Origin of the sequence: Brevundimonas aurantiaca, assembly GCF_904830995.1 — a bacterium.
In the GTDB taxonomy this organism is placed as follows: Bacteria; Pseudomonadota; Alphaproteobacteria; order Caulobacterales; family Caulobacteraceae; genus Brevundimonas; species Brevundimonas aurantiaca.
On sequence record NZ_CAJGVD010000001.1, the window covers coordinates 2,272,516 to 2,295,900 of the forward strand.

Annotated in this window: 22 protein-coding genes and 1 pseudogene; 13 read left to right on the forward strand and 10 right to left on the reverse strand. The window is 67.1% G+C overall.

Annotated elements, in window-relative coordinates; translation table 11 throughout:
* The first annotated feature begins 55 nt into the window (after positions 1–55).
* Complete coding sequence (locus JMT67_RS11155) at positions 56–2,263, forward strand: prolyl oligopeptidase family serine peptidase (RefSeq protein ID WP_201463496.1); 2,208 nt, start codon at positions 56–58, stop codon at positions 2,261–2,263.
* A 69-nt stretch (positions 2,264–2,332) separates the two neighbouring features.
* The gene (locus JMT67_RS11160) at positions 2,333–3,115 is read left to right on the forward strand and encodes a DUF1223 domain-containing protein (RefSeq protein ID WP_201463497.1); all 783 of its coding nucleotides are present in this window, start codon (positions 2,333–2,335) and stop codon (positions 3,113–3,115) included.
* Positions 3,116–3,127: 12 nt separating this feature from the next.
* Here the strand turns inward: JMT67_RS11160 and JMT67_RS11165 are convergent, their stop codons facing one another.
* Positions 3,128–4,219 (reverse strand): phosphotransferase family protein, encoded by a 1,092-nt coding sequence (locus JMT67_RS11165; protein WP_201463498.1) that lies wholly within the window; start codon positions 4,217–4,219, stop codon positions 3,128–3,130.
* Positions 4,220–4,267: 48 nt separating this feature from the next.
* The gene (gene glpK, locus JMT67_RS11170; protein WP_201463499.1) at positions 4,268–5,764 is read right to left on the reverse strand and encodes a glycerol kinase GlpK; all 1,497 of its coding nucleotides are present in this window, start codon (positions 5,762–5,764) and stop codon (positions 4,268–4,270) included.
* Positions 5,765–5,822: 58 nt separating this feature from the next.
* Between glpK and JMT67_RS11175 the strand changes: the two genes are divergently transcribed.
* The 3 genes from JMT67_RS11175 (at position 5,823) to JMT67_RS11185 (ending at position 8,711) form a co-directional block, all read left to right on the forward strand.
* Complete coding sequence (locus tag JMT67_RS11175; protein WP_201463500.1) at positions 5,823–6,803, forward strand: threonine ammonia-lyase; 981 nt, start codon at positions 5,823–5,825, stop codon at positions 6,801–6,803.
* Positions 6,804–6,869: 66 nt separating this feature from the next.
* A complete protein-coding gene (locus JMT67_RS11180; protein ID WP_201463501.1) occupies positions 6,870–7,331 on the forward strand; it encodes a MaoC family dehydratase in 462 nt (153 codons plus the stop codon).
* A 222-nt stretch (positions 7,332–7,553) separates the two neighbouring features.
* Positions 7,554–8,711 (forward strand): outer membrane beta-barrel protein, encoded by a 1,158-nt coding sequence (locus JMT67_RS11185; RefSeq protein ID WP_201464043.1) that lies wholly within the window; start codon positions 7,554–7,556, stop codon positions 8,709–8,711.
* 187 nt (positions 8,712–8,898) lie between these two features.
* Here JMT67_RS11185 and JMT67_RS11190 read toward each other — a convergent pair whose 3' ends face one another.
* Together JMT67_RS11190 and JMT67_RS11195 are read right to left on the reverse strand one after the other, a co-directional pair.
* On the reverse strand, positions 8,899–9,069 hold the full coding sequence (locus JMT67_RS11190) for a hypothetical protein (RefSeq protein ID WP_182715107.1): 171 nt from the start codon (positions 9,067–9,069) through the stop codon (positions 8,899–8,901).
* 131 nt (positions 9,070–9,200) lie between these two features.
* A complete protein-coding gene (locus JMT67_RS11195) occupies positions 9,201–9,875 on the reverse strand; it encodes an OmpA family protein (protein WP_152949280.1) in 675 nt (224 codons plus the stop codon).
* A gap of 229 nt (positions 9,876–10,104) precedes the next feature.
* On the opposite strand from JMT67_RS11195, the gene JMT67_RS11200 reads away from it, so the two are divergent.
* Positions 10,105–11,016: an isopenicillin N synthase family dioxygenase gene (locus tag JMT67_RS11200; RefSeq protein WP_054766791.1), complete on the forward strand. Its 912-nt coding sequence runs from the start codon at positions 10,105–10,107 to the stop codon at positions 11,014–11,016.
* A 12-nt stretch (positions 11,017–11,028) separates the two neighbouring features.
* On the opposite strand, the gene JMT67_RS11205 is transcribed toward JMT67_RS11200, so the two are convergent.
* The 6 genes from JMT67_RS11205 to JMT67_RS11230 form a co-directional block, all read right to left on the reverse strand.
* Positions 11,029–12,969, reverse strand: a complete 1,941-nt coding sequence (locus JMT67_RS11205) for a pilus assembly protein TadG-related protein (RefSeq protein WP_054764445.1) — start codon at positions 12,967–12,969, stop codon at positions 11,029–11,031.
* Between the two features lie 111 nt (positions 12,970–13,080).
* Positions 13,081–14,985 (reverse strand): M2 family metallopeptidase, encoded by a 1,905-nt coding sequence (locus tag JMT67_RS11210; RefSeq protein ID WP_201463502.1) that lies wholly within the window; start codon positions 14,983–14,985, stop codon positions 13,081–13,083.
* A gap of 119 nt (positions 14,986–15,104) precedes the next feature.
* Complete coding sequence (mtgA, locus tag JMT67_RS11215) at positions 15,105–15,815, reverse strand: monofunctional biosynthetic peptidoglycan transglycosylase (RefSeq protein WP_183216336.1); 711 nt, start codon at positions 15,813–15,815, stop codon at positions 15,105–15,107.
* Positions 15,815–16,780 carry a WD40 repeat domain-containing protein gene (locus tag JMT67_RS11220; protein ID WP_054764448.1) on the reverse strand — a complete coding sequence of 322 codons (966 nt, stop codon included), beginning with the start codon at positions 16,778–16,780 and terminating at the stop codon, positions 15,815–15,817. The genes mtgA and JMT67_RS11220 overlap by 1 nt, the downstream gene beginning before the upstream one ends.
* A 103-nt stretch (positions 16,781–16,883) precedes the next feature.
* Positions 16,884–17,822 (reverse strand): pirin family protein, encoded by a 939-nt coding sequence (locus JMT67_RS11225; RefSeq protein WP_201463503.1) that lies wholly within the window; start codon positions 17,820–17,822, stop codon positions 16,884–16,886.
* A gap of 39 nt (positions 17,823–17,861) precedes the next feature.
* Positions 17,862–18,350, reverse strand: a complete 489-nt coding sequence (locus tag JMT67_RS11230) for an Lrp/AsnC family transcriptional regulator (RefSeq protein ID WP_054764449.1) — start codon at positions 18,348–18,350, stop codon at positions 17,862–17,864.
* A gap of 150 nt (positions 18,351–18,500) precedes the next feature.
* On the opposite strand from JMT67_RS11230, the gene JMT67_RS11235 reads away from it, so the two are divergent.
* The 7 genes and pseudogenes from JMT67_RS11235 to JMT67_RS11260 all read left to right on the forward strand — a co-directional run bounded on the left by JMT67_RS11235 (position 18,501) and on the right by JMT67_RS11260 (position 23,346).
* Positions 18,501–19,748 (forward strand): 3-methyl-2-oxobutanoate dehydrogenase (2-methylpropanoyl-transferring) subunit alpha, encoded by a 1,248-nt coding sequence (locus JMT67_RS11235; protein WP_228184827.1) that lies wholly within the window; start codon positions 18,501–18,503, stop codon positions 19,746–19,748.
* A gap of 2 nt (positions 19,749–19,750) precedes the next feature.
* Positions 19,751–20,875 (forward strand): alpha-ketoacid dehydrogenase subunit beta, encoded by a 1,125-nt coding sequence (locus JMT67_RS11240; RefSeq protein WP_201463504.1) that lies wholly within the window; start codon positions 19,751–19,753, stop codon positions 20,873–20,875.
* A gap of 1 nt (position 20,876) precedes the next feature.
* Positions 20,877–21,455: pseudogene (locus tag JMT67_RS16275) on the forward strand (biotin/lipoyl-containing protein); the annotation flags it as partial.
* 277 nt (positions 21,456–21,732) lie between these two features.
* The gene (locus JMT67_RS16280) at positions 21,733–22,590 is read left to right on the forward strand and encodes a dihydrolipoamide acetyltransferase family protein (protein ID WP_233455868.1); all 858 of its coding nucleotides are present in this window, start codon (positions 21,733–21,735) and stop codon (positions 22,588–22,590) included.
* 44 nt (positions 22,591–22,634) lie between these two features.
* Positions 22,635–22,853 (forward strand): ribbon-helix-helix protein, CopG family, encoded by a 219-nt coding sequence (locus JMT67_RS11250; protein WP_183216326.1) that lies wholly within the window; start codon positions 22,635–22,637, stop codon positions 22,851–22,853.
* Positions 22,847–23,212, forward strand: a complete 366-nt coding sequence (locus tag JMT67_RS11255; RefSeq protein ID WP_183216324.1) for a type II toxin-antitoxin system VapC family toxin — start codon at positions 22,847–22,849, stop codon at positions 23,210–23,212. Before JMT67_RS11250 ends, JMT67_RS11255 begins: the two co-directional genes overlap by 7 nt.
* Complete coding sequence (locus JMT67_RS11260; RefSeq protein ID WP_183216322.1) at positions 23,212–23,346, forward strand: 2-oxo acid dehydrogenase subunit E2; 135 nt, start codon at positions 23,212–23,214, stop codon at positions 23,344–23,346. The genes JMT67_RS11255 and JMT67_RS11260 overlap by 1 nt, the downstream gene beginning before the upstream one ends.
* Positions 23,347–23,385: the final 39 nt, after the last annotated feature.

Sequence of the window (23,385 nt, forward strand, 5' to 3'; positions counted from 1 at the left end):
CCGAACGCCCAAAGATCTGGGTCCCGGCTTTCGCCGGGATGAGCGGAGTTTTTAGATGCGTCAACTGATCCTGTCCGCCGCCATTCCGGCGCTTCTGATGGGGGCCTGTGCGGGCACGCCCGTTGAGATCGGTTCAGATGAAGTCGTCGTATCGACCAACGACGCTCCCCCGCCCCACTTCCCGCGCGACCTGACCCCGGCCGGCGTGGCGGCGGCCGACGATCACCTGGCGCTGGAGCAGGTGGACGGGGCCGAGGCCATGGCCTTCGTGGCCGAGGAGAACCGCAAGTCCCTGGCCGTCCTGACCGGCGACCCGCGCTATGAGACCTTCCGGGCCGAGGCCCAGGCGATCCTGACCGCCACGGACCGGATTCCCAGCCCGTCCTTCCTCGGCGACGGCGTCGGCAACTTCTGGCAGGACGCGACCAATCCCAAGGGCGTCTGGCGTCGCACGACGCTAGAGAGCTACCGCACCGCGACCCCGCAGTGGGAGACCCTGCTGGACATCGACGCCCTGTCGAAAGCCGAGGGCAAGGACTGGGTGTTCAAGGGCGCCGATTGCCTGGCGCCGGACGAGACCCGCTGCCTGATCAATCTGTCGGACGGCGGCAAGGATGCGGTGGTGGTGCGCGAGTTCGACCTGACCACGAAACGGTTCGTCGACGGCGGCTTCAACCTGCCCGAGGGCAAGCACCGGATCGAATGGCTGGACCGCGACACGCTTCTGGTCGCCACCGACTTCGGTCCGGGCAGTCTGACGGAGTCGGGCTATCCCTTCATCGTCAAGACCTTGAAGCGCAGCCAGACCCTGGCCCAGGCGGTCGAAGACTATCGCGGCGACGCCTCGGACGGCGGCTACGGCGTCAGCCCGGCCGTCTATCGCGACAAGAACGGACGGGTCACGGCGGTGATCATCACCCGCCCGTTGGACACCTTCCGCTCCGAAACCTGGATGATGGCCCATGACGGATCGACGGTGAAACTGGCCCTGCCGGACCGGGTCAGCGTCTTCGGAGCGCAGGGGGGCCTGCTGATCGTCTCGAATGACGAGGCCTGGACCTTCAACGGCCTCGCCTACAAGCCCGGTTCCCTGCTTTCCATACCCTTGAACCATCTGCGGTCCGACCGCGACGATCTGAGCGTCAGCAACCAGGCCCTTCTGATCTATGAGCCGGCCGCCCGTCAGTCGTTGGGCGACGTGCGGGTGCTGGATCGCCAGGTCGTCGCCTCCCTGTCCGACAATGTGGCCGGGCGGCTGGCGATCTTCGAGAACCGGGGCGAATTCGGCTGGCGCCGCCAGGATGTGGCGACGCCAGAAAACATCGCGGTGGGGCTGGGCGACTCCTCCAAGTCCAAGGGCCAGGTCTTCGTCTCGACCCAGGGCTTCCTGACCCCGCCGACCCTGAGCCTCGCCTCGGTCGGCTCCACCACCCTGACCGAGCTGAAATCCGCTCCGGCCAAGTTCGACGCCTCGACCCATGTGGTGGAGCAGTACGAGGCGACCTCGACCGACGGGACCAGGATCCCCTATTTCATCACCCGCCCGCGCGACATGAGGCTGGACGGGTCGAACCCGACGATCCTGTTCGGCTACGGCGGGTTCCAGGTCAGTCTGAACCCGGCCTACAAGCCCGAGATGGGCAAGCTGTGGCTGGAGCGGGGCGGGGTCTTCGTTCAGGCCAATATCCGCGGCGGCGGCGAGTTCGGGCCCGACTGGCACCAGGCGGCCCTGGACGGAAACCGCCAGAAGGCCTTCGACGACTTCGCCGCCGTGGCGCGCGACCTGGAGCGGCGCGGGATCACCAGCCCGCGTCGTCTGGGCATCTATGGCCGGTCGAACGGCGGGGTGCTGACCTCGGTGTCGATCACCCAGCACCCGGAGCTGTTCAACGCCGCAGTGATCGAGAGCCCGCTGATCGACATGCTGCGCTATCACGAGCTGCCGGCCGGCGCCTCCTGGATCGGCGAATACGGCGATCCGCGCATTCCTGAGGAGGCGGAATGGATCGCCCGATATTCGGCCTATCAGCAGCTGCGGCCGGACGTGGACTATCCGCGCGTCTACATCACCACCAACACCCGCGACGACCGGGTGCATCCGGGCCATGCGCGCAAGTTCGCCGCCCGGCTGGGCGACCAGGGCCACGACCATCTCTATTATGAGGACACGGCCGGCGGTCACTCGAACGACGCCGACCCGGTGGCCAACGCGCGGCGCTGGGCCCGCCACTATGTCTATCTCGCCCAGCAACTGATGGACTGAAGGCCGCCGCAGGCGAGGGTCACGCACTTATGACCCCCGCCTGCGCGCCCGCCGGTTAAGAACGTCGCCATGAGACACAGGATCGGGATCATTGCAGCGACGATCACGGCGGGCGCCGTCCTATGCGCTGGATCGGTCGCCCCGCCCCCCGCCCCGCGGCCGGGGCGGCACGTCGTCCCCGCCGGACCGCCGGTCGTGGTCGAACTGTTCACCGCCCAGGGGTGCGGCGCCTGTCTGGAGGCCAATGCGACGGTCGAGCGGGCGGCGGCGGAGCCGCGCGTCATCGCCCTGACCTATGGCGTCGACTATTGGGACTATCTGGGCTGGACCGACACCTTCGCCAAGCCTGAGTTTTCTCAGCGCCAGCGGGCCTATCGCGCCGCCCTGCGTCAGCGCGGCGTCTCCACGCCCCAGGTGGTCATCGACGGCCGCCGACAGGTCTCGGGCGTGCGCGGACCTGAGCTTGAGACCGCCATCCTCGAGGCGGCGGGCCGCCGCGCTTGGCCGCCCGAGATCGAGTTCCGCCAAGGCGGCGGTCAGGTCGGCGTCGGCTCGGGCCGCGTCCCGGCGGGCGGGGCCGAGGTTCTGGCCGTCACCTATACGCCGGGGGTCCAGGTGGTCGAGGTCGGTCGCGGCGAAAACCGCGGCCGCGAGGTGCGCCAGCTGAATGTGGTCCGCGACGTCACGCGCCTGGGCGACTGGCGGGGCCGGCCGATGTTGTACCCTCTGCCTCAGACGCGGGACGAGGACGCTGTGGTCGTGATGATTCAGGACAAGGCGGATCGGCGTATTCTGGGCGCCGCCGTCCGCAGGCCGACCTCCGGGTTTGGCGGGGCGGATCGAGACGGCTGAAGCCGAGGCGGATCAGGCCCCCGCCTTCTTGGCAAACGTCCAGGCCGCCTCGCTGAGCGGCCCGACCTGGGCGGCCATGCTGCGAGCGTGGGCGCTGGCCGCCGTGCCGTCGCGGACACGGCCGGCGATGCCCTGGCAGATGGCGGCGAGACGGAACAGATTATAGGCGTAGAGCCACTCGAGATCGGCAGGTCGCATCCCAGTGGCGGCGGCGTAGCGGTCCACCGTTTCCTCGACCGAGGGAATGCCCAGGGCCTCCAGATCCGAGCCGGCCAAGCCGTTCCGCAGGCTGGCCGGAATGGCCCAGGCGATCAGCAGATAGGAGAAGTCGGCCATGGGATCGCCCAGGGTCGACAGCTCCCAGTCCAGAACGGCGCGGACGTCCGCCCGATCTTCAGCCAGGATCATATTGTCCAGGCGGAAGTCGCCGTGGACGATGCGGCAGGGACCCTCCGGCGGCAGGCTGGTCGGCAGGAAATCGATCAGTCGGTCCATGGCGGGGACGGCCTCGGTCTCCGAGGCGCGATACTGTTTGGTCCAGCGGCCGACCTGACGGGCGAAATAGTTGCCGGCCTTGCCATAGTCGGCCAGGCCGATGGCGGCGGGATCGAAGGCATGAAGCCGGGCCAGGGCGTCGGTCTGGGCGTGATAGATCGCCCGGCGTTCGGCGGCGCTGAGGCCGGGCAGTTTCAGATCCCAGAAGATCCGCCCCTCGACCTTGTCCATCACATAGAAGATCGAGCCGATGACGCCCTCGTCCAGGCAGAGGGCGTGGGGCCTGGCCACGGGAAAACCCTGAGCGGCCAGGGCGGAGATGACCTGGAATTCGCGATCGACGGCGTGGGCGCTGGGCAACAGCAGGCCCGGCGGCTTACGGCGCAGCACATAGGCGGCGGTCGGGGTGGTCAGCTCATAGGTGGGATTGGACTGACCGCCCTTGAACTGGCGCACCGTCAGAGGGCCGGCGTAGCCCGCGACGTTTTCGGTCATCCAGGCGTCCAGCCCCGCCTCGTCCAGCCGGTAGCGGGGATCGACCTCGCGCGTGCCGGAAAAGGCGGTTTGAGCATCCTGCAGAGGCGCGTCGGCGGCGGAGGCGTCGGTCATGTACAGCCCAGTCGGTTCTTTCAGCGTTTCCCTAGAGCCGCCCGCGTCTTAGGCGCGCTCCGGCGCGGCGATGATGGCGGCCTTGACCGCGCGACGCCAGCCCGAAAGCAGACGGTCGCGTTCGTCGGGCTTCATCCGGGGCTTCCAGCAGGCCGGGGCCTCAACCGGACGGGCTTCGAGATCGGAAATCAGACCCACGCCCAGGGCCGCCAGACGCGCGGCGCCCAGGGCCGTCATCTCCTGGAAGGCCGGACGTTCGACCTCGACCTCGCAGATGTCGGCGACGAACTGCATGGCGAAACTGTTGGCGGTGACGCCGCCGTCCACCTTCAGGGTCTTCAGGGGCGGGGCGCCGTCCTGGGCCAGGGCGTCGAGCAGATCCCGGGTCTGATAGGCCAGGGCCTCCAGCGCCGCGCGGACGAAATGGGCCGGGCCGGAATCCCGCGTCAGCCCGACCACGGTTCCGCGCGCCTCCGGCTCCCACCAGGGGGCGCCCAGGCCGGTGAAGCCGGGGACCAGATAGACCCCGCCGTTGTCGGCTAGGCTCTGGGCCAGGGCTTCGGACTGGCGGGATTCAGAGATCAGCTTGACCCCGTCCCTCAGCCACTGGATCGCCGAACCGGCCGAGAAGATCGACCCCTCCAGCGCATAGGCGGTGCGGCCCTCGGCCTGGTAGCCGAGCGTGCCGAGGAGACGGCGGGTCGAGGCCACCGGCTCGGCGCCGACATTGGCCACCAGAAAGGCGCCGGTGCCGTAGGTGATCTTGGCGTCGCCCGGCGTGAGAGCGCCGTGGCCGACGAGGGCGGCCTGCTGATCGCCCGCCGATCCGGCGATGGGCAGGGGGCGGCCGAACAGCGCCGGATCGGTCTCGCCGATCCGGCCGGCGCAGGGGACGATGGCGGGGAGGGCCTGGCGCGGCACGTCGAACAGGGCGCACAGGTCGGCGCGCCATTCCACCGTCTTCAGGTCCATCAGGGCGGTGCGTGACGCATTTGCGGCGTCGGTGGCGTGAACCCGGCCGCCGGTCAGTTTCCAGATCAGCCAGGCGTCGATCGTGCCCAGCTTGACCTCGCCCCGCGCCGCCCGATCGCGCGACCCGGGCGCGGCGTCCAGCAGCCAGGCGAACTTGGTCGCCGAGAAATAGGGATCGAGGATCAGGCCGGTGGCGGACTGGACACCCGGCTCACGCCCCTCGGCGATCAGGCGGGCGGTCACCTCGGCGGTGCGGCGGTCCTGCCAGACAATGGCGCGGTGCAGGGGCTCCCCCGTCGCGGCGTCCCAGATCACCGACGTCTCGCGCTGGTTGGTCAGGCCCACGGCGGCGAACCGGTCGACCCCGCCCGCCTGGCGCACCACTTCGCGGCAGGTCTGGAGGGTGGCGGACCAGATTTCGCCCGCGTCATGCTCGACCCAGCCGGAGTGCGGGAAATGCTGGGCGAGTTCGATCTGGCTGACGGCGACCGGGCGCAAGTCGTGGCCCCGGACCTCGAAGGCGATGGCCCGGGTCGAGGTGGTGCCCTGGTCGATGGCGAGGATCAGGCTCATTGTCTTTCTCTCCCTGCGCCGTCTTGGGCGACGCCTGCGGTCGGGCTAAGGGGAGCATATGACGACGCACCTGCCCAGCTATGAAGGCGTTCTCGACGCCGCCCGCCAGATCGACGGTGTCGCCGTCCGCACGCCCCTGATCGAGAGCCCCGCCCTGAACGCCGTGGTCGGCGGCCGGGTTCTGATGAAGGCGGAGAACCTGCAAAGGGCCGGGGCCTTCAAGTTTCGCGGCGCCTATAACCGCATCAGCCGGCTGAATGCCGAGGAGAAGAGACGCGGGGTGGTGGCCTTTTCGTCCGGCAACCACGCCCAGGGGGTGGCCGCCGCCGCCGCCCTGGTGGGGACGCCGGCGATCATCGTCATGCCGTCCGATTCCCCAAAGGTTAAGGTCGAGGGGGTGATCGGCTTCGGCGGGGAGGTGCGGCTGTATGATCGCTGGACCGAGAGCCGCGAGGAAATCGGCGCCGCCATAGCCTCAGAGCGGGGCTGCGTCCTGGTGCCGCCGTTCGACGATCCCTTCATCATCGAGGGCCAGGGGACGACGGCGCTGGAGATGATGGACCAGGCCGACGCGCCGATGGATCAGCTGTTGTGCGGCGCCTCGGGCGGCGGGCTGATGGCCGGGATCAATCTGGTCATGGCCGAGCGCAGCCCCGAGACCCGCGTCCTGGTGGTCGAGCCCGACGCCTATGACGACATGGCCCGGTCGCTGGCGGCCGGGGAACGGGTCGGGCGCCCGGCGGGGCCTCCCTCGATCTGCGACGCCCTGATGGCGCCCATGCCCGGCGTCCTGACCTGGCCGATCAACCGCCGCCTGGCCGGCGCCCTGACCGTGTCCGACGCCGAGGTCGCCGAGGCGGTGCGGTTCGCCTTCCGCCATCTGAAACTGGTGGTGGAGCCCGGCGGGGCGGTGTCCCTGGCGGCCCTGCTGGCCGGAAAGGTCGAGGGCGCGGGCCGGACGACAGGCCTGATCCTGTCCGGCGGCAATGTCGATCCCGGGCTTTACGCCGCGATCATCGAGGGGCGGTTCGAGGGTTGACCCTTTTCACTGCTCCGGAGCTGGGTCAAGGTCTTGGAAAATAGAGAGACGGAGGAGAAGACGGCCATGACCCGGACCCAGGATCTTCACGCCTTGATCGGTCAGGAAGTCGGGGTGTCCCGATGGTTCGAGATTGGTCAGGATCGGATCGACGCCTTTGCGGACTGCACCGAGGACCATCAGTTCATCCACGTCGATGCCGAGGCGGCGAGGGCGACGCCCTTCGGCGGAACCATCGCTCACGGTTTTCTGACCCTGAGTCTGGCGTCCGCCATGAGCTATGACGCCGTGGCGCCGCTGGATGGTCTGACCATGGGCGTCAACTACGGTTTCGACCGGCTGAGGTTTCTGGCGCCCGTCCCGGCGGGATCTCGCGTGCGGGGCCGGTTCCGCCTGTTGGATGCAACCGACAAGGGCGAGGGGCGCTGGCTTCTTAAACATGAATTGACGATCGAGATCGAGGGCGCCGACAAGCCGGCTCTGGTGGGCGAATGGCTCGGGATGCAGATCGTTTCCGCAGCGAGCTGAAGGTTGGGCCGGCCCTCGGCGGAAGACGGAAAAACGACGGAACTCGGACGAATCTGCGTGTGAAGGCCAATTTCATCTGTAGCATCAATGGCACGGCGCCTCATTTCAGAGCTTGCGTCGTCAAGTTTCAGCCTCGACCTTCCACGGCAACGCTGATAAGAGCCGCCTAGGCGGTAAGATCCGCCCTAGGTTCTAACAGGCGGAGGGCTATACCCTATGCGTATGAAGACTATCGTGCTGGCCTCCAGCGCAGCGGCCGCCCTGGCCCTGTCGGCTGGCGCGGCCTCGGCAGATCCCAACGGTTGGTATGGCGCGATCGACGCCGGCTACCACATCATCGACGACATCAACGCCGAGTCGTCGACCACCGGCGCGAACTGGAACTATGAAGTGAACAACGGCTGGGCGGCCTTTGCTCGCCTCGGCTATCGCTTCAACCCCAACTGGCGCGTCGAGCTCGAAGGCGGCTACCGCTCGGGCGACATCGGCACGGTGCGCGCCGTTTCGGGCACCCAGGGTCTGTGCAACCTGACCCCGGCGACGGGCGGCTGCTATTCGCCGGAAGGCGACATCGAGTCCGCCACCCTGATGGCCAACGTCATCTATGACTTCGGCTATGAAGCCTGGGGCGTGCGTCCCTTCGTCGGCCTGGGCGCCGGCGTGAACCGCGTCAACGTCGACACCATCGGCAATCTTCGCGCCAACCGCGGCGCCGCGTTCGCCATTGACGACAGCTCGACCAAGTTCGCCGCTCAGGCGATCGCCGGTCTGGCCTGGGCCATTGGCGACCGCGCCAACATCGACCTGACCTACCGCTATCTGACGGGCGACGCCTCGTGGGAATCGACCACGGCCGGCACGGGCGCCGGCGCCACCGCCTTCGGCGAATGGGACGGCGACTACGATCAGTCGCACACCGTGACCCTGGGCCTGCGCTACAGCTTCGGCGCCGAAGAAGCGGCCCCGCCGCCTCCGCCGCCNGGTCCGAGCGATCCCAGTCGAAATAGACCACGAACTGACGCTCGGCCGGTTCCGCAAAAGCCGGCCGAGCGTCAGTTCGTGGTCTATTTCGACTGGGATCGCTCGGACCTGACGGCTGAGGCTCGCTCGGTGGTCGCTCAGGCCGCCAACTACGCCAAGTCGGGCCGTCCGACCCGCGTCCTGATCGTCGGCTACACCGACACCTCGGGCTCGGCCGCCTATAACCTCGGCCTGTCGAACCGTCGTTCGCGCACCGTCGCGGACGCTCTGGTCGCCCAAGGCGTCAACGGCGGCGTCATCGCCCTGGACGGCAAGGGTGAAACCGCCCTGGCCAAGCCCACCGCCGACGGCGTGCGCGAACCGCTCAACCGTCGCGCCACCATCGACATCAACTTCTAAGACAGGCGAAGGATCGACCCGGTTTCACCGGGTCGATCCCGCCGATCTCGAAGCTGAAGAGCTGAACGCCGTCTCCGAAAGGGGGCGGCGTTTCTGTTTGCGGAGGGGGTGTCTGCGACAGGTCGCCCCCCGTGCCGTGTCTTCCAGCATGTGGCGGCGGAAGAGGACGGAGGGGCGGCGCGGCGTCTCAGCCGGCTGTATTGGTCAGAGCCGGAGCTTGCGCGGCGGATGTAGGCAGAGAGGGGGCGAGAAGGGCCTCGCCGGCCGTGATCACGAGGGTGGCGCTCAGGACGGCGCAGATCACAGCGACTGCTGCGAGTGTCAGACTCTTGGCCAGGTCCCGGTCATCCGGCGTCATGGTTCCTCCCCCGACGTCCTTCTGGGAGGATCACGACGCGCGCGGGGATGCAAGTCACGGAACGGTGTCGGGCGGACAAAAGGCGGCGTCGCGAGACGCCGCCTTCCGGATTGCGGATTGTTCTGAAAGCCTCAGCCGGTAAAAGGCCGGATCAGAATCTCGACGCGGCGGTTCTGGGCCTTGCCTTCGGGAGTCGCATTGGACGCCACGGGGTTCCGAGAGCTGGCGCCGGCGACATAAAGGCGCTCGGCCAGGACGCCGCGACGCACGAGTTCCGCCGCCACGCTGCTGGCGCGGCGCTCCGACAGGGGCTGGTTGATCGCATCGCCACCCGAGGAATCCGTATGACCGATCACGTCGATGGTGGAGCGATCATATTCCTGCAGCACCCGGGCGACGTCATCGAGCACGGGCAGGAAGCGCGGGTCGATCGAATACTGGTTGGTGGCGAAGGTGACGTCGGACGGCATGCGGAGCACCAGATTGTCGCCCTGGCGCGCCACGCCGACGCCGGTGCCGGAGAGCTGAGCCTCCATGGCGCGTTGCTGGCGGTCCATATACTGACCGACCGCAGCACCGCCCAGCGCGCCGACGCCCGCGCCGATCAGGGCGTTCTTACGACCCTGTTCCCCGTTGGATGTATTGGTCAGATAGCCGAGCAGGGCTCCGCCCAGGGCGCCCGCGATGGCGCCGGTTCCGGTGTTGTTGCGGACGGGGGTCGAGCGATAGGGGTCGGTGGTGGTGCAGGCCGCCGCGCCCAGTAGGGCGGCGATGGAGACACCGGCGACGAAAATCTTGGCGCGCATGGATTGGTCCTTCCGATTGGCAGTCTGGCGCGAGAAACGCCCCCCTACTGTCTAGGTTCCAAGCTGTACCTTAGGTGAACGGGCGAGCGGTTCTTGCGGGACCGACGGCTTGAACCTGACAGGGGCGCGGAATGGGGGTAAGGAACCGCCGCACATTGTCTGAACAAGGACGACGCCCGTGAGCGCGATCTCGGCCCCAACCGCCGCCTCAACCATCACCCCTGTCTCCATGACCTTGTATGACGAGGATTTTCAGGCGTTCAGCGATGAGCTGGGCGCCTCCTTCACCCGGTTCGGCTTTGGGGTTGTGGCCGACCATGGTCTGGACGAGGCGCGTATCGCCGCCGCGATCGACGCCGCCAAGACCTTCTTCGCCCTGCCGGAAGCCACCAAACGCCAGTACCACCAGCCGGGAACCGGCGGGGCGCGGGGCCTGACCCCTTTCGGGGTCGAGGCGGCCAAGGGGGCGACCGCCGTGGATCTGAAGGAATTCTGGCACGTTGGTCGCGAACTGCCGCAGGACCATTCTTATCGCCGCTTCATGCGCGACAACCTTTGGCCCGAGGAGGTGCCCGGTTTCCGCGACCATCTTTACGGCATGTATGAGGATCTCGACGCGCTGGGGCGGCGCATTCTCCGGGCCATCGCGCGGTACCTCAAGCTGAGCGACGACTATTTTGACGACAAGGTCGAGATGGGCAACAGCGTCCTTCGCATGTTGCACTATCCGCCGGTGCCCGCCGATGCGCCGGGCGTGCGGGCCGGCGCGCACGAGGACATCAACGTCATCACCCTGCTGCTGGGCGCCGAAGAGGCTGGGCTGCAGCTGAAGGAGAAGGACGGCAGCTGGCTGGACATTGCGCCGCCGGCGGGCGCCCTGGTGGTCAATATCGGCGACATGCTGCAACGGTTAACCAACCACGTCCTGCCGTCGACGACGCACCGGGTGGTCAATCCCGCGCCCGAACGTCGGGGCTTCGCCCGCTATTCGACGCCCTTCTTCCTGCATTTCAACCCGGACTTCCCGATTGAGACGCTGCCGAGCACGATCACGCCGGACAATCCCGATCGCTATGCCGGCAAGACCATTCTGGCAGAGGACTATCTGACCGAACGTCTGCGCGAAATCCGCCTGCTCTGAGGCGAGTCGTCCCTAGCGGGAGATGCGCAGCCGGGTGATGTCCCGTCCGATGTCTCGGAAGGCGTCGGAAAGGTCGGTGGAGCTGGACGCCTGGAAAGCCCGGTCGGGGTTGGTGGCGCACCGCGCCATCAGCTCGCCGGCGGAATCGATCGGACCGGTCATATTCTGGGCTGCGCCGATATCGAAGCCGACCGTATAGACGATGACGCCGGCGGCCTTCATGTTTTGACAGAGCCGATAGGCTTGGTCGAAGGAAGAGCCGTTGGTGGCGGGCTGGTTGATATGGGTGTCCGCCCCGCCGCTGCCGACCCCTGCGTCTCCGGCGATCACGCCCCGGAAATAGGGGGTGTTGAACTCCCCGTCGGTCATCAGCACGACGGCCTTCAAGGTCTTGGTCGAGTCATAGGCGGCGGGCGCGCCTGCGCCTGACCACAGGCCGAAGGTCGGCGAAACCAGATACCAGCCCCAAGCCAAACCGATATGGCCCGCCGTCGATCCGACCGCCGACATTCCGTTGATGGCGTCGGTCAGGGTCTTCTTGACGTTGGTCAGGGGGACGATTCGGGAGGCCGGGCAGGCGTTGCCGGTTCCGGCGTAGCTTCGTCCAACCCAGGACGAGGTGGACGGGGCCGCATCCGTATAGGCCTGCGCCCCGGCTCTTTCCGACACGCAGGTCGTTCCGGGAAAGCGCGTCCAGGTTCCTGCCGCATTGACGAAATCTCGGTTCGAACAGCCGTCCACGCCGCAGACCAGCTGGCCGCCCGACGTATAGGCGGCTCCGCCCATGGGGGCGTTCGCCAATTGGGCTTGAGAGGCGTCGAGCGCCAAGGTCGCCGTGGTCGCGCTGACGCCGGCGACGCGGAAACCGATGTCATTCAACTGGCTGAGGCCGCCCATGCCGCTCAGGACAGCGGCGTCCCCATCGGGCGAGAGGCCGTGGCGGGCCATTGTAATGACGATGTTGCAGTCCGCCCGGGCGCATTTGGCGACATAGGCCCGGCCTGAGAAGGCGGAATAGTAGCGGGTGTCCCTGTCGACGAGGCTGAAGGTGTTTGTCGTGGCGTTGCCAACTGTAAGAGCTATGCCGTTCAGGCCCCCCATCGTCTCCGCGCTCCAGATCGTCACGATGTCGCCGTTTTTGAACCCGTGCTTCGAAGCGGTGACCACCGGGGTGTAGGCGCGGGTGATGCTGGTGATCGTCTTGACCGAGCCCGTCAGCCAGGTCGCCGCGGTGATGGATTGGGTGCTGGAGGCGAGCGCTCCGCGCGCCCTATCAGCATAGGTGTCGCCTACATTGACGCCCATGGAATAGGGAGCCAGGGCCACCTTGGAATAGAAGGGCGACTGGTTGTCTTGGACGACGATGTCGATCAGCTCCTTGGCCGCCGACTTCAGATTGTCGATCTTGCGGCCGCTGGAGCAACTGGCGGCGCAGTCGTTCATCGAGCCGGTAATGTCCAGGACCAGGGCCACCTCCACATCGCGCGAGGAGCGGTTGACCTCGGATCGCACCGAGACGGGCAGGGTGTCGTCCAGCAGTTGGCCGTAGGGCGGAAGCACGATGTTGGCGACCAGGGTCTTTACCCGCCCCTGAGCGGTGGCGATGACGACGCTCTTGTCGTTCATGGCGACCTGAACGTCGCCGTCCTGAACCGGCTCGAGCTCAATCCCCTTCAGATTGGCGCGAAGATTGACCAGGGTGATGCTCTTCAGCTCTTCCGGCGTCGTATAGGGAGACCGCGCGGCGGCCAGGGCGGCGGCGTCCAGGGCGTCCTGAAACTGGGCCTTGGCCGTGGTTATGCGGTGAATGTCGACGCCGCCCAGGGCCAGCATGACGATGACGGGCAGGCTGAGAGCGAAGATGATCGCCACATTGCCGCGCCGGTCGCCGCCCAGCCGGAAGGCCAGGGCCCGAAGGCCGCTGAGGACCTTATGGATCGGTTGTGGCGCCAATGTCGTCGCTTCCTTACAGGCGCGCGCCGCCCGCATGAGGCCACAATGGCCTCATGCGGTTAAAGGAAGGCTGACGGATCGCGGTTAACAGACCCGGCCTAAGGACCGTCTTCAGGCCTGCGACCAGCCGCAGTCATGGCCGCGGTTTTGGACCGTCAGCCATTGATTCAAAGGGGCGAAATAGTCGGCGACCGCCGAGGCGTCGTTCCGCGTCTCGCCGGTGAAAGCCTCGAGCGCCTCGGGCCAGGGCTTGGACTGGCCCATTTCCAGCATGGCGTTGAAACGGGCGCCGACGTCCTTGTTCCCGTAAACCGAGCAGCGGTGCAGGGGGCCGGTCCAGCCGGCCTGTTTGCAGGCCGCGCGCTGGAACTGGAACTGGTAGATGTGGGCCAGGAAGTAGCGGGTGTAAGGGGTGTTGCCCGGCACATGGTATTTGGCGCCCGGGTCGAAGGCATTGGCCGGTCGCGGGCCCGGCGGAACCAGGCCCTGGTATTTCAGCATGTCGGCGGTCCAGGCGGCGTTGTACTGGTCCGGCGTGGTCTCGCCCGAGAAAACGCCCCAGCGCCAGCGGTCGACCATCAGGCCGAAGGGCAGGAAGGCGATCTTGTCCAGCGCCATCTTCAGCAGGAAGGGAATGTCCTCTTCCGCCCCCGGCGTCGTCTTCAAAAGGCCGATCTGGTTCAGATAGGTGGGGGTCAGGGCCGACAGGCCGACGAAGTCGCCGATGGCCTCGTGGAAGCCGTCATTCGCGCCGTTGCGGAACAGCATCGGCTGGTTCTTGTAGGCGCGCTGGTAGTAGTTGTGACCCAGCTCGTGGTGGACGGTGTAGAAGTCGTCGCCGTTGACGTTGGTGCACATCTTGATGCGGATGTCGTCGGCGTTGTCGAGATCCCAGGCCGAGGCGTGGCAGACGACCTCACGGTCGCGGGGGCGCACGATCTGGCTGCGTTCCCAGAAGGTCTGGGGCAGAGGATCGAGGCCCAGCGAAACGTAGAAGCCTTCGCCCGTCCTGACCATTTTCACCGGGTCGTAGTCGGCGGATTTAAGCAATTCGGTCAGGTCGTAGCTGGAGGCGCCGCCGCTGGTCGGGGCCACGACATCATAGATATTGCCCCATTGCTGCGACCACATATTGCCCAGCAGATCAGCGCGGATCGGGCCGTGGTCGGGTTGAACGGCGTCGCCATATTTGGCGTTCAGCCGGGCGCGGACATAGCAGTGAAGGTTCTCGTAGAAGGGCTTGACCTGGGCCCAGAGCCGATCGGTCTCCTCGGCGAAGTCGTCGGCGGGCATGTCGTAGCCCGAGCGCCACAGGGCGCCGGTGTCGGAAAAGCCCAGTTCGCGCGCCCCCTCGTTGGCGATCTCGACCATGCGGGCGTAGTCGTTCTTCATCACCGGCGAGATGGTGCGCCAGCCCTCGTACAGGGCCTTGGTTTCGTTCGGGTCGCGGCTGTCGGCCAGGATCAGCGAGGCCTCGTCCAGGGTAATCTGCCGTCCCTTGAAGTCGAACTTGCCGGTCGAATAGGTCGAATCCAGACGGGTGGCGATCTGCGACAGCTCCTCGGCGGCGCCGCGGCGGTTCGGGGCGGGCAGGACGATGCCGAGCCGCAGCAGGTTCAGCTTGCGGCGGACCACCGGATCGACTGCGACGTCGTTGAACTTGGCCGCCTGGTTGGCGAACTGGACCTGGAGCTCGGTCGCCTCGGCGTTGACCTTGGATTCCAGCCACATGGTGTCGAAGGTGATGTTGGTGGCGCGGGCCCACTGCACCCGGGCGGCGTATTCGCCGAAGGTCAGCATCTTGGCCTCGGCGTCGGCGACGAACTGGGTCGCGCCTTCGGCGGTCGTGGGATAGTCGGCCCTCAGGCCCGTGGCCGTGACGGGGGCGGGGGTGAAGGTCTGGGCGCCGGCTTCGGCCTGAAGCGGCAGAGCCTTGTCCGGGGTTGGGGCGGCGGCGCAGCCGGCGGCGAAGGCGAGGGCGCAGACCGCAGCGGCGGTCGTCATCTGACGCTTCATGATGGATCTCCTGAACAGCGGGCGCAGGAGAGGTCAGGGGCGGCGCCGCGTCAAGCGGGGCGGTTGAGCCGGAATCGTTCTGGGCTATCGGCCTTCGGCCTACTTGAGCCGTCGCCGGGCTACCGACCTTCGGCCTGCTTGAGCCGGACGCAGTTATCCAGGCCGTCATTACGCACCGTTCCCATGGCGGCCTGGATGCGGCCGGCGCGGCGACGGACGTAGGGGCCGGGGGCCGCGGCCTGATAGCGGCGCGGCGCCGGCAGGATGGCGGCCAGGCGAGCCGCCTCGCGCCGGCTCAGGTCGGCGGCGTCCTTGCCGAACCAGTGTTGCGCCGCCGCCTGGGCGCCATAGACGCCCGGCGCCCATTCGACGACGTTCAGATAGACCTCCATGATCCGCCGCTTGGACCAGACGGTCTCGATCAGGACGGTGTATCCGGCCTCAAAGCCTTTGCGGACCCAGTCGCGGCCGGGCCACAGGAAGACGTTCTTGGCCGTCTGCTGGCTGATGGTGGAGCCGCCCCGGATGCGCCCGCCCTCGGCGTTGTGGTCCAGGGCCTTCTGGATGGCCTCCATGTCGAAGCCGTGGTGGCTGCAGAAGCGGGCGTCCTCGGCGGCGATGGCGGCGTCGACCAGATGGGGCGAAATCTGCTTCAGCCCGCGCCACTGGTAGTCCAGCCCCTCGCCGCGCACGGCTTGGCGCAGCATCAGGATGGTGGGCAGGGGCGGGAAGAGGGCGACCCAGAGGACGCCGCCGACCGGCACGGTGGTCAGGATGGCGGCGGCGATGACGACCGCCCGGAGCCAGGATGGACGAGGCCACCTCGCCATCAGAGGATCGCCACCCCGGCGGCCCCGTCCTCGTCGGCCCAGGCGACCGCATCAGCCGCCGGGCTGAGGCAGAGGGCGACGATGACCGGGCCCTTGTTGGCCTTGACGAAGTTCAGGCCCTGGGCGGCCGGATGGGCGACCCAGACCCGGCCGTCGGTCAGGCCGGCGGCCAGCAGGCCGTGGTTCACGCGGGCCGAGACCAGATTGATCAGGCTGGCCTCGTCATAGCCGATCTCGGTCGCCTCGCGGCCCATCGGGCCGTTGGAGCCGATGAAGGGCCAAAGCACGGCGCCCTGGGCGCCCGAGGTGGCCAGCAGCTGGCCGTTCGCCAGGAAGGCCAGGGAGCGGACCTTGGATGGATAGCCGCCCATCCGCAGATTCTTGGCGTCCTTCAGCCGCCAGCCGTGAAGCTGATTATCCTGCATGGTGGTGACGACGAAGGCGCCGTCGGGCGAGAAGGCCACGCCGGTGTGCGACCCGGCCCAGCTCAGCCTGGTCGGCTGCTGCTTCTCGATCCGGGCGTACCAGAGGGCCGCGCCGCCGTAGGTCGAGGCGGCGATGCGCCGTCCCTTGGGTTCGAAGGCCACGCCGGAGACGGTGCGTTCATGCTGGAAGTCGCGCCGGAAACCCGGTTCGGACGGATCGATCACCGACAGGGTGCGCCCCCAGGAAAAGGCGATCAGGCCCGACGCTGGCGAGGCGTCCACGGCGTCGATCCACTGGTTCTTCGCCTCGGCCAAGACCGCAGGCTCGACGCCGGGGCGGCTCCAGACCAGCCGACCGTCGTCGCCGCCGGTCACCACCCCTTCGCCGGACGGATGAACCGCGGCGCACAGGACGGCGCCGTCATGCGCCTGGACCGTCGCGCCGTCGGCGAACCGGACCGAGCCGTCGCCGAGGGCGAAGACGGCGCCGGTGTTGTCGAACAGGGCGGCGGTGACCTGGGCGTCGAATGCGAAGTTCATGCGCGAGGCGTTAGCCGGTTGCAGGGGCGGGGGCAAATGGGGGAGAACAAGTCATCCGTTTCTCCCCCCCCCCGGAACGGGGAGAGAGAATGCGGGTGCGCCCTCAGACCGGATCTGTCGGCTTGGGTTCGACCGGGGCCGGGGCGGCCTGGGCTTGGACCGGCTCCTCCGGAAGGGGGATGAACTCCAGATCGTCCTCGCTCGGGAGTTTCATCCGACCGGCCTTCCAGTCGGCCTTGGCCTGGTCGATGCGGGCCTGGCTGGAGGCGACGAAGTTCCACCAGATCAGGCGTTCGCCCACCGGCTCACCCCCCAGGACCATGACGCTGGCCTGGGTCAGGGCCTTGACCGTCGGCTCGGCCGTCGGCTCCAGCACGATCATCTGGCCTTCATGGAAGGTGCGGTCGCCCACTTCGATCGCCCCCTTGGCCACGAACAGGGCCCGCTCGCTCATGCCGTCGGCGCCCTTGCCCGGAGGCGGGGCGGTGCGGACGCCGGGCTGAAGCTCCCAGTGCACATAGAAGAGGGGCGAGGACACCGGCGCGCTCGCCTTGGCGCCATAGGCTTCTCCGGCCACCAGACGCGCGAACAGGCCGCCGTTCTCATAGGAAGGCTGGGCGTCCTCGCCCAGATGATGAAAGGAGGGGTCGATTTCCTCGGCCTCGTCGGGCAGGGCGACCCAGGCCTGCATGCCGTGCATCGGCCCGCCGCGGCTCTTCTTCAGTGGATCGGTGCGCTCGGAATGGACGATGCCCTTGCCGGCCGTCATCCAGTTCACCTCGCCGGGGCGGATGGGCTGGTTATAGCCGAGATTGTCGTGGTGCAGGATCTCGCCCTCGAACAGATAGGTGAGGGTCGACAGGCCGATGTGGGGGTGCGGCCGCACATCAATGGCGGCGGCGCCCGGCGCAAACTCGGCCGGGCCCATCTGATCCAGGAAGATGAAGGGCCCGACCATCCGGCGCGAATGGAAGGGCAGGACGCGGCCGACCTCGAACCCGCCCAGGTCCTTACGGCGCGCGTCGATCACCAGTTCGATCATGTTCGGCATCCCCTCGGCGGAAGACGCCGCCGAACGGTCTTATCCGACGTGAGGGGTCACTATGCCAAGAGGCAGGGCGGTCACATTCTTCACGCCGCGGGTGACGATATGGCTCTCGCAGTCTGAGACGATGCCCAGGGCCAGCAGCTTTTCGCGCAGGAACTTGTCGAAGGCGTGCATGTCGGAGGTGATGATTCGCAGCACATAGTCCTCGCGGCCCGTGATGGTGGCGCACTGGACCACTTCCGGCCATTTGGCGACCGCCGCCTCGAAGATGTCGAGGTTCTCGGCCGAGGGCAGCATCAGTTTGACGATGGCGTAGACCTCGAAATCCAGGCCCAGCAGCTTGGCGTTCAGCAGGGTGACGCGCTTGGTGATCAGGCCGGAATCTTCCAGCCGTTTGATGCGCCGCCAGCAGGGCGAGGCCGACAAGCCGACCCGATCCGCCACTTCGGCGACCGACAGTCCGGCGTCTTGTTGCAGGATATCCAGGATCCGGGCGTCGATGGGGTCGAGTTCGTCCGCCAATGCGTTTCTCCGATTGTGGTTATGGCGCAATAAAATACCCTAAATAGGGATTTTGCAAGGTCAATTTGAGCGAGCGCCTGCTTAGGGGCCGTGTTATCACACGTCCAGAGGAAACACGGCCGCATCCTCCGAACGGAACCGGACGCCCGCATGAACGACAAAATGAGCCAAAAGAACAGTCGCCCCCTTTCTTTGCGCGTGCCTGAACCCTCGGGTCGGCCGGGCGACGCGCCGGATTTCAGCCATCTGACGATGGACCCCGCCGGAGCCGTGGCTCGGCCGGAGGTTTCGACGGCGCCCTATGAGATGCGCGATCACGCCTTTCGACTGATCCGGGTGCTTGACGAGGATGGAAACGCCGTCGGGCCGTGGAATCCGCGCCTGGACCCCGAGACACTTCGTCGCGGCCTGAAGGCCATGATCCTGACCCGCGCCTTCGACGACCGGATGCACCGCGCCCACCGTCAGGGCAAGACCAGCTTCTATATGAAGTGCACCGGCGAGGAGGCCATCGCAGTCGCCCAAGGCATGATCCTGAGCCGCGAGGACATGGGCTTCCCCACCTATCGCCAGCAGGGTCTGCTGATCGCGCGCGGCTATCCGCTGACGGCGATGATGAACCAGATCTATTCCAACGCCGAAGACCCGATCAAAGGCCGCCAGCTGCCGATCATGTATTCGGCCAAGGACTACGGCTTCTTCACCATCAGCGGCAATCTGGGCACCCAAGTCCCCCAGGCGGTCGGCTGGGCCATGGCCAGCGCCTACAAGGGCGACGACAAGATCGCCATCAGCTGGATCGGCGACGGCGCCACGGCCGAGGGCGACTTCCACAACGCCCTGACCTTCGCCAGCGTCTATCGCGCCCCGGTCATCCTGAACATCGTCAACAACCAGTGGGCTATTTCGTCCTTCCAGGGCATCGCCGGCGGGCTGGAGACCACCTTCGCCTCCAAGGCCATCGGCTACGGCCTGCCGGCCCTGCGGGTGGACGGCAACGACTTTCTTGCGGTGTGGGCCGCGACCCAGTGGGCCGAGGAGCGCGCCCGCTCGAACCAAGGGGCGACGGTGATCGAGCTGTTCACCTATCGCGGCGCCCCGCATTCGACCTCGGACGACCCCAGCCGCTATCGCCCCGGCGACGAGCACGAGAAATGGCCGCTGGGCGATCCGATCGAGCGGCTGCGCCAGCATCTGACGCTGATCGGCGAATGGGATGATGAGCGCCACACGGCGGCGCTCAAGGAGGCGGTCGAACAGGTTCGCGCCGCCGGCAAGGAGTCCGAGGCCATCGGCACCCTGGGCCAGTCGCGTCCCAGCGTGAAGACCATGTTCGAGGAGGTCTATGCGACCGAGGACTGGCGCCTGGTCGAACAGCGTCGCGAGGTGGGGGTCTGATCATGAGCGAGCAAACCACCTTTATCGAAGCGGATCGTACTGACGGAGTCGAACCGGACATGGTCGATCAGAACGCCGCTCCCGCTTCGGAAGCGACCGGCGCCGGCGTCGTTCCGATGAACATGATCCAGGCCCTGAACTCGGCCCTGGACGTCAAGATGGCCGAGGATCCGAACGTCCTGTCGTTCGGCGAGGACGCCGGCTATTTCGGCGGGGTCTTCCGCGTCACCGACAAGCTGCAGCAGAAGCACGGCCTGACCCGCAGCTTCGACGCCCCGATCAGCGAATGCGGCATCGTCGCCGCCGCCATCGGCATGGGCGCCTATGGCCTGCGCCCGGTCGTGGAGATCCAGTTCGCCGACTACATCTATCCGGCCTATGACCAGATCGTCTCCGAAGCGGCCAAGATGCGCTATCGCTCGGGCGGTCAGTTCACCAGCCCGATTACGATTCGCAGCCCCTACGGCGGCGGCATCTTCGGCGGTCAGACCCACAGCCAGTCGCCGGAAAGCCTGTTCACCCATATCGCGGGGCTGAAGGTCGTCATTCCGTCCAACCCCTATGACGCCAAGGGCCTGTTGATCGCCGCCGTCGAGGATGACGACCCGGTCGTCTTCTTCGAGCCGAAACGTCTGTACAACGGCCCGTTCGACGGCTGGCACGAGAAGCCGGTCTCGCCGTGGAAGGCGCAAGAATTGGCGCAGGTTCCGACGGGCAAATATGTCGAGCCGATCGGCAAGGCGCGCGTGATGCGCGAAGGAAACGACGTCACCATCCTGGCCTATGGCACAATGGTCTGGGTGGCGCTGGCGGGAGCCGAACACGCCGGCGTGGACGCCGAGGTGATCGACCTGCGCTCGCTCGTGCCGCTGGACATCGAGACCATCGAGGCCAGCGTGAAAAAGACCGGCCGATGCGTCATCGTGCACGAGGCGCCCAAGACCTCGGGCTTCGGCGGCGAACTGTCGGCCCTGGTTCAGGAGCGCTGCTTCTATCACCTGGAGGCGCCGATCGCCCGCGTCACCGGCTGGGACACGCCCTATCCCCATGCTTTCGAATGGGAATATTTCCCCGGACCGCAACGGGTTTCAGACGCCCTGAAGAGCGTCATGTCGGGAGGTCGTTAAGATGGGTCGTTTCGTCTTCAAACTGCCCGACGTGGGCGAAGGCACCGCCGAGGCCGAACTGGTCGGCTGGCACGTCAAGGTCGGCGATACGGTCGCCGAGGACCAGATCGTCGCCGATGTCATGACCGACAAGGCCACCGTCGAGATCACCGCCCCGGTCAGCGGCAAGGTCGTTGCCCTGCACGGCGAACCCGGCGCCATGGTGCCGGTGCGCGGGCCCTTGGTCGAGTTCGAGGTCGAGGGAGCGGGGAATGCGGAAGAGAGCCCCTCCGTCTCTCCGCTGCGCTCCGAGCCACCTCCCCCCGCTTCGCGCGGGGAGGAGACAGTAGCGGCATCGTCTCCTCCCCACGCCAGTGGGGAGGGGGACCGCGCGAAGCGGGGTGGAGGGGCTCTTGACGCCCCCCAGGCCTCCACCGGCAACTATGTCTTCAAACTGCCCGACGTCGGCGAAGGCACGGCCGAGGCCGAGCTGGTCGGCTGGCATGTCCAGGTCGGGGATGCGGTCGAGGAAGACCAGATCCTGGCCGACGTCATGACCGACAAGGCCACGGTCGAGATCACCTCGCCGGTCGCCGGAACGGTCGTCGCCCTGTACGGCGAGGCGGGCAAGGCCGTGCCGGTCGGCGGGCCGCTGGTGGCCTTCGATGTGGCCGGGGCCGGCAATGTCGCCAAGAGCCCCGTTCAGGCCCCTCCGTCGCCTCCGGCGCTGCTTCCCCCAAGGGGGGAGGATCGACGCCGGCAGCTACACCAAATCTCCCCCCCCTGCGGGGAGCACCCGCGCAGCGGGGGAGGGGGGCAAACCGGCCCCCGCCCTGACCGGCCGGGCCCCCGGCGAACGCCCCCTGGCCTCGCCCGCCGTGCGCAACCGCGCGCGCGATCTGGGCGTCGATCTGACCTTCGTGTCCGGAACCGGCCCGGCCGGACGGATCACCCACGAGGATCTGGACGGCTTCATCGCCCGCAGCGGTCAGGTTCCGGCGTCCGCCGCTCCGGCCGGCGGCTCGCCCTTCGCCCGCGCCGAAGGGACTACCGAGGTCCGGATCATCGGCCTGCGCCGCAAGATCGCGGAGAAAATGGCCGAGAGCGTGCGCCGCATTCCCCACATCACCTATGTCGAGGAAATCGACATGACGGCGCTGGAGGAGTTGCGGGCCCATCTGAACGCGACCAAGGCGAAGGATCAGCCCAAGCTGAACGTCCTGCCCTTCATCGCCCGCGCCATAGTGGTGGCCCTGCGCGACCAGCCCCAGATCAACGCCACCTATGACGACGAGGCGGGCGTCCTGACCCAGCACGCCCCGGTCCATCTGGGCATCGCCGCCCAGACGCCGAACGGCCTGATGGTGCCGGTGGTCCGCCACGCCGAGGCCCGCGACGCCTGGGACACGGCGCTGGAGATCGCGCGGGTTTCGGGCGCGGCCAAGGACGGTTCGGCCAAGCGCGAGGAACTGTCGGGCTCGACCATCACAATCACCTCGCTGGGGACCCTGGGCGGGGTGGTCCACACCCCGATCATCAACCACCCCGAGGTCGCCATTGTCGGTCCCAACAAGATCGCCGACCGGGTCGTGGTCAAGGACGGCCAGATGGTCGTGCGCAAGATGATGAACCTGTCGTCCAGTTTCGATCACCGGATCGTCGACGGCCATGATGCGGCGGTGTTCGTGCAGCGGATCAAGGGCCTGCTGGAACAGCCCGCGACCTTGTGGATGTGAGCGCGCAGACATGATATACACATCATATATCATGGAGGCTTGAGATGCGTATTCTCGTGGACGCCAATGAGGCCCAGGTCGCCGCCTTGGACGAGCTCGCCAAGCGCGAGCAGCGGCCTCGCGCCGCCGTGATCCGCGCCGCCATCGACGACTATGTCGCGCGGAACGGTCGGAAAGCGACCCTCGAAGAGTCTTTCGGGATATGGGGCAAGGACGGTGAAGACGGCCTCGCCTACCAAGAGCGGCTCCGCAGCGAATGGTAGCGGCCCTGCTGGATTCCAATATTCTCGTCGATCACCTGAAGGGCTACCCACAGGCGACCGCCGAGATCGGACGCTACGAGAATCCGGCCATCAGCATCGTGACCTGGATCGAAGTCATGGTCGGTGCGGCGGATGAGTCCTCCAACCATACCCGACAGTTTTTGGACGGCTTCATAGTCATAGGCCTCGACGACGCTGTGGCCGAGCGAGCGGTCGTTCTGCGTCAGACCTACCGATTGAAATTCCCCGACGCCGTCATTTGGGCAGCCGCCCAGACGACGGGGCGGCTGTTGGTCACCCGCAACACCAAGGACTTTCCGGCCGATGAGCCGGGGGTTCGTGCGCCCTACCAACTCTGATGAAGGTCGTGCGCAAGATGATGAACCTGTCGTCCAGCTTCGATCACCGGATCGTCGACGGGCATGACGCGGCGGTGTTCGTGCAGCGGATCAAGGGGTTGCTGGAGCAGCCCGCGACACTGTGGATGGGGTGAGCTAGATGCAGGGTTTGGTTAGCAGATTGGGAACGCCAG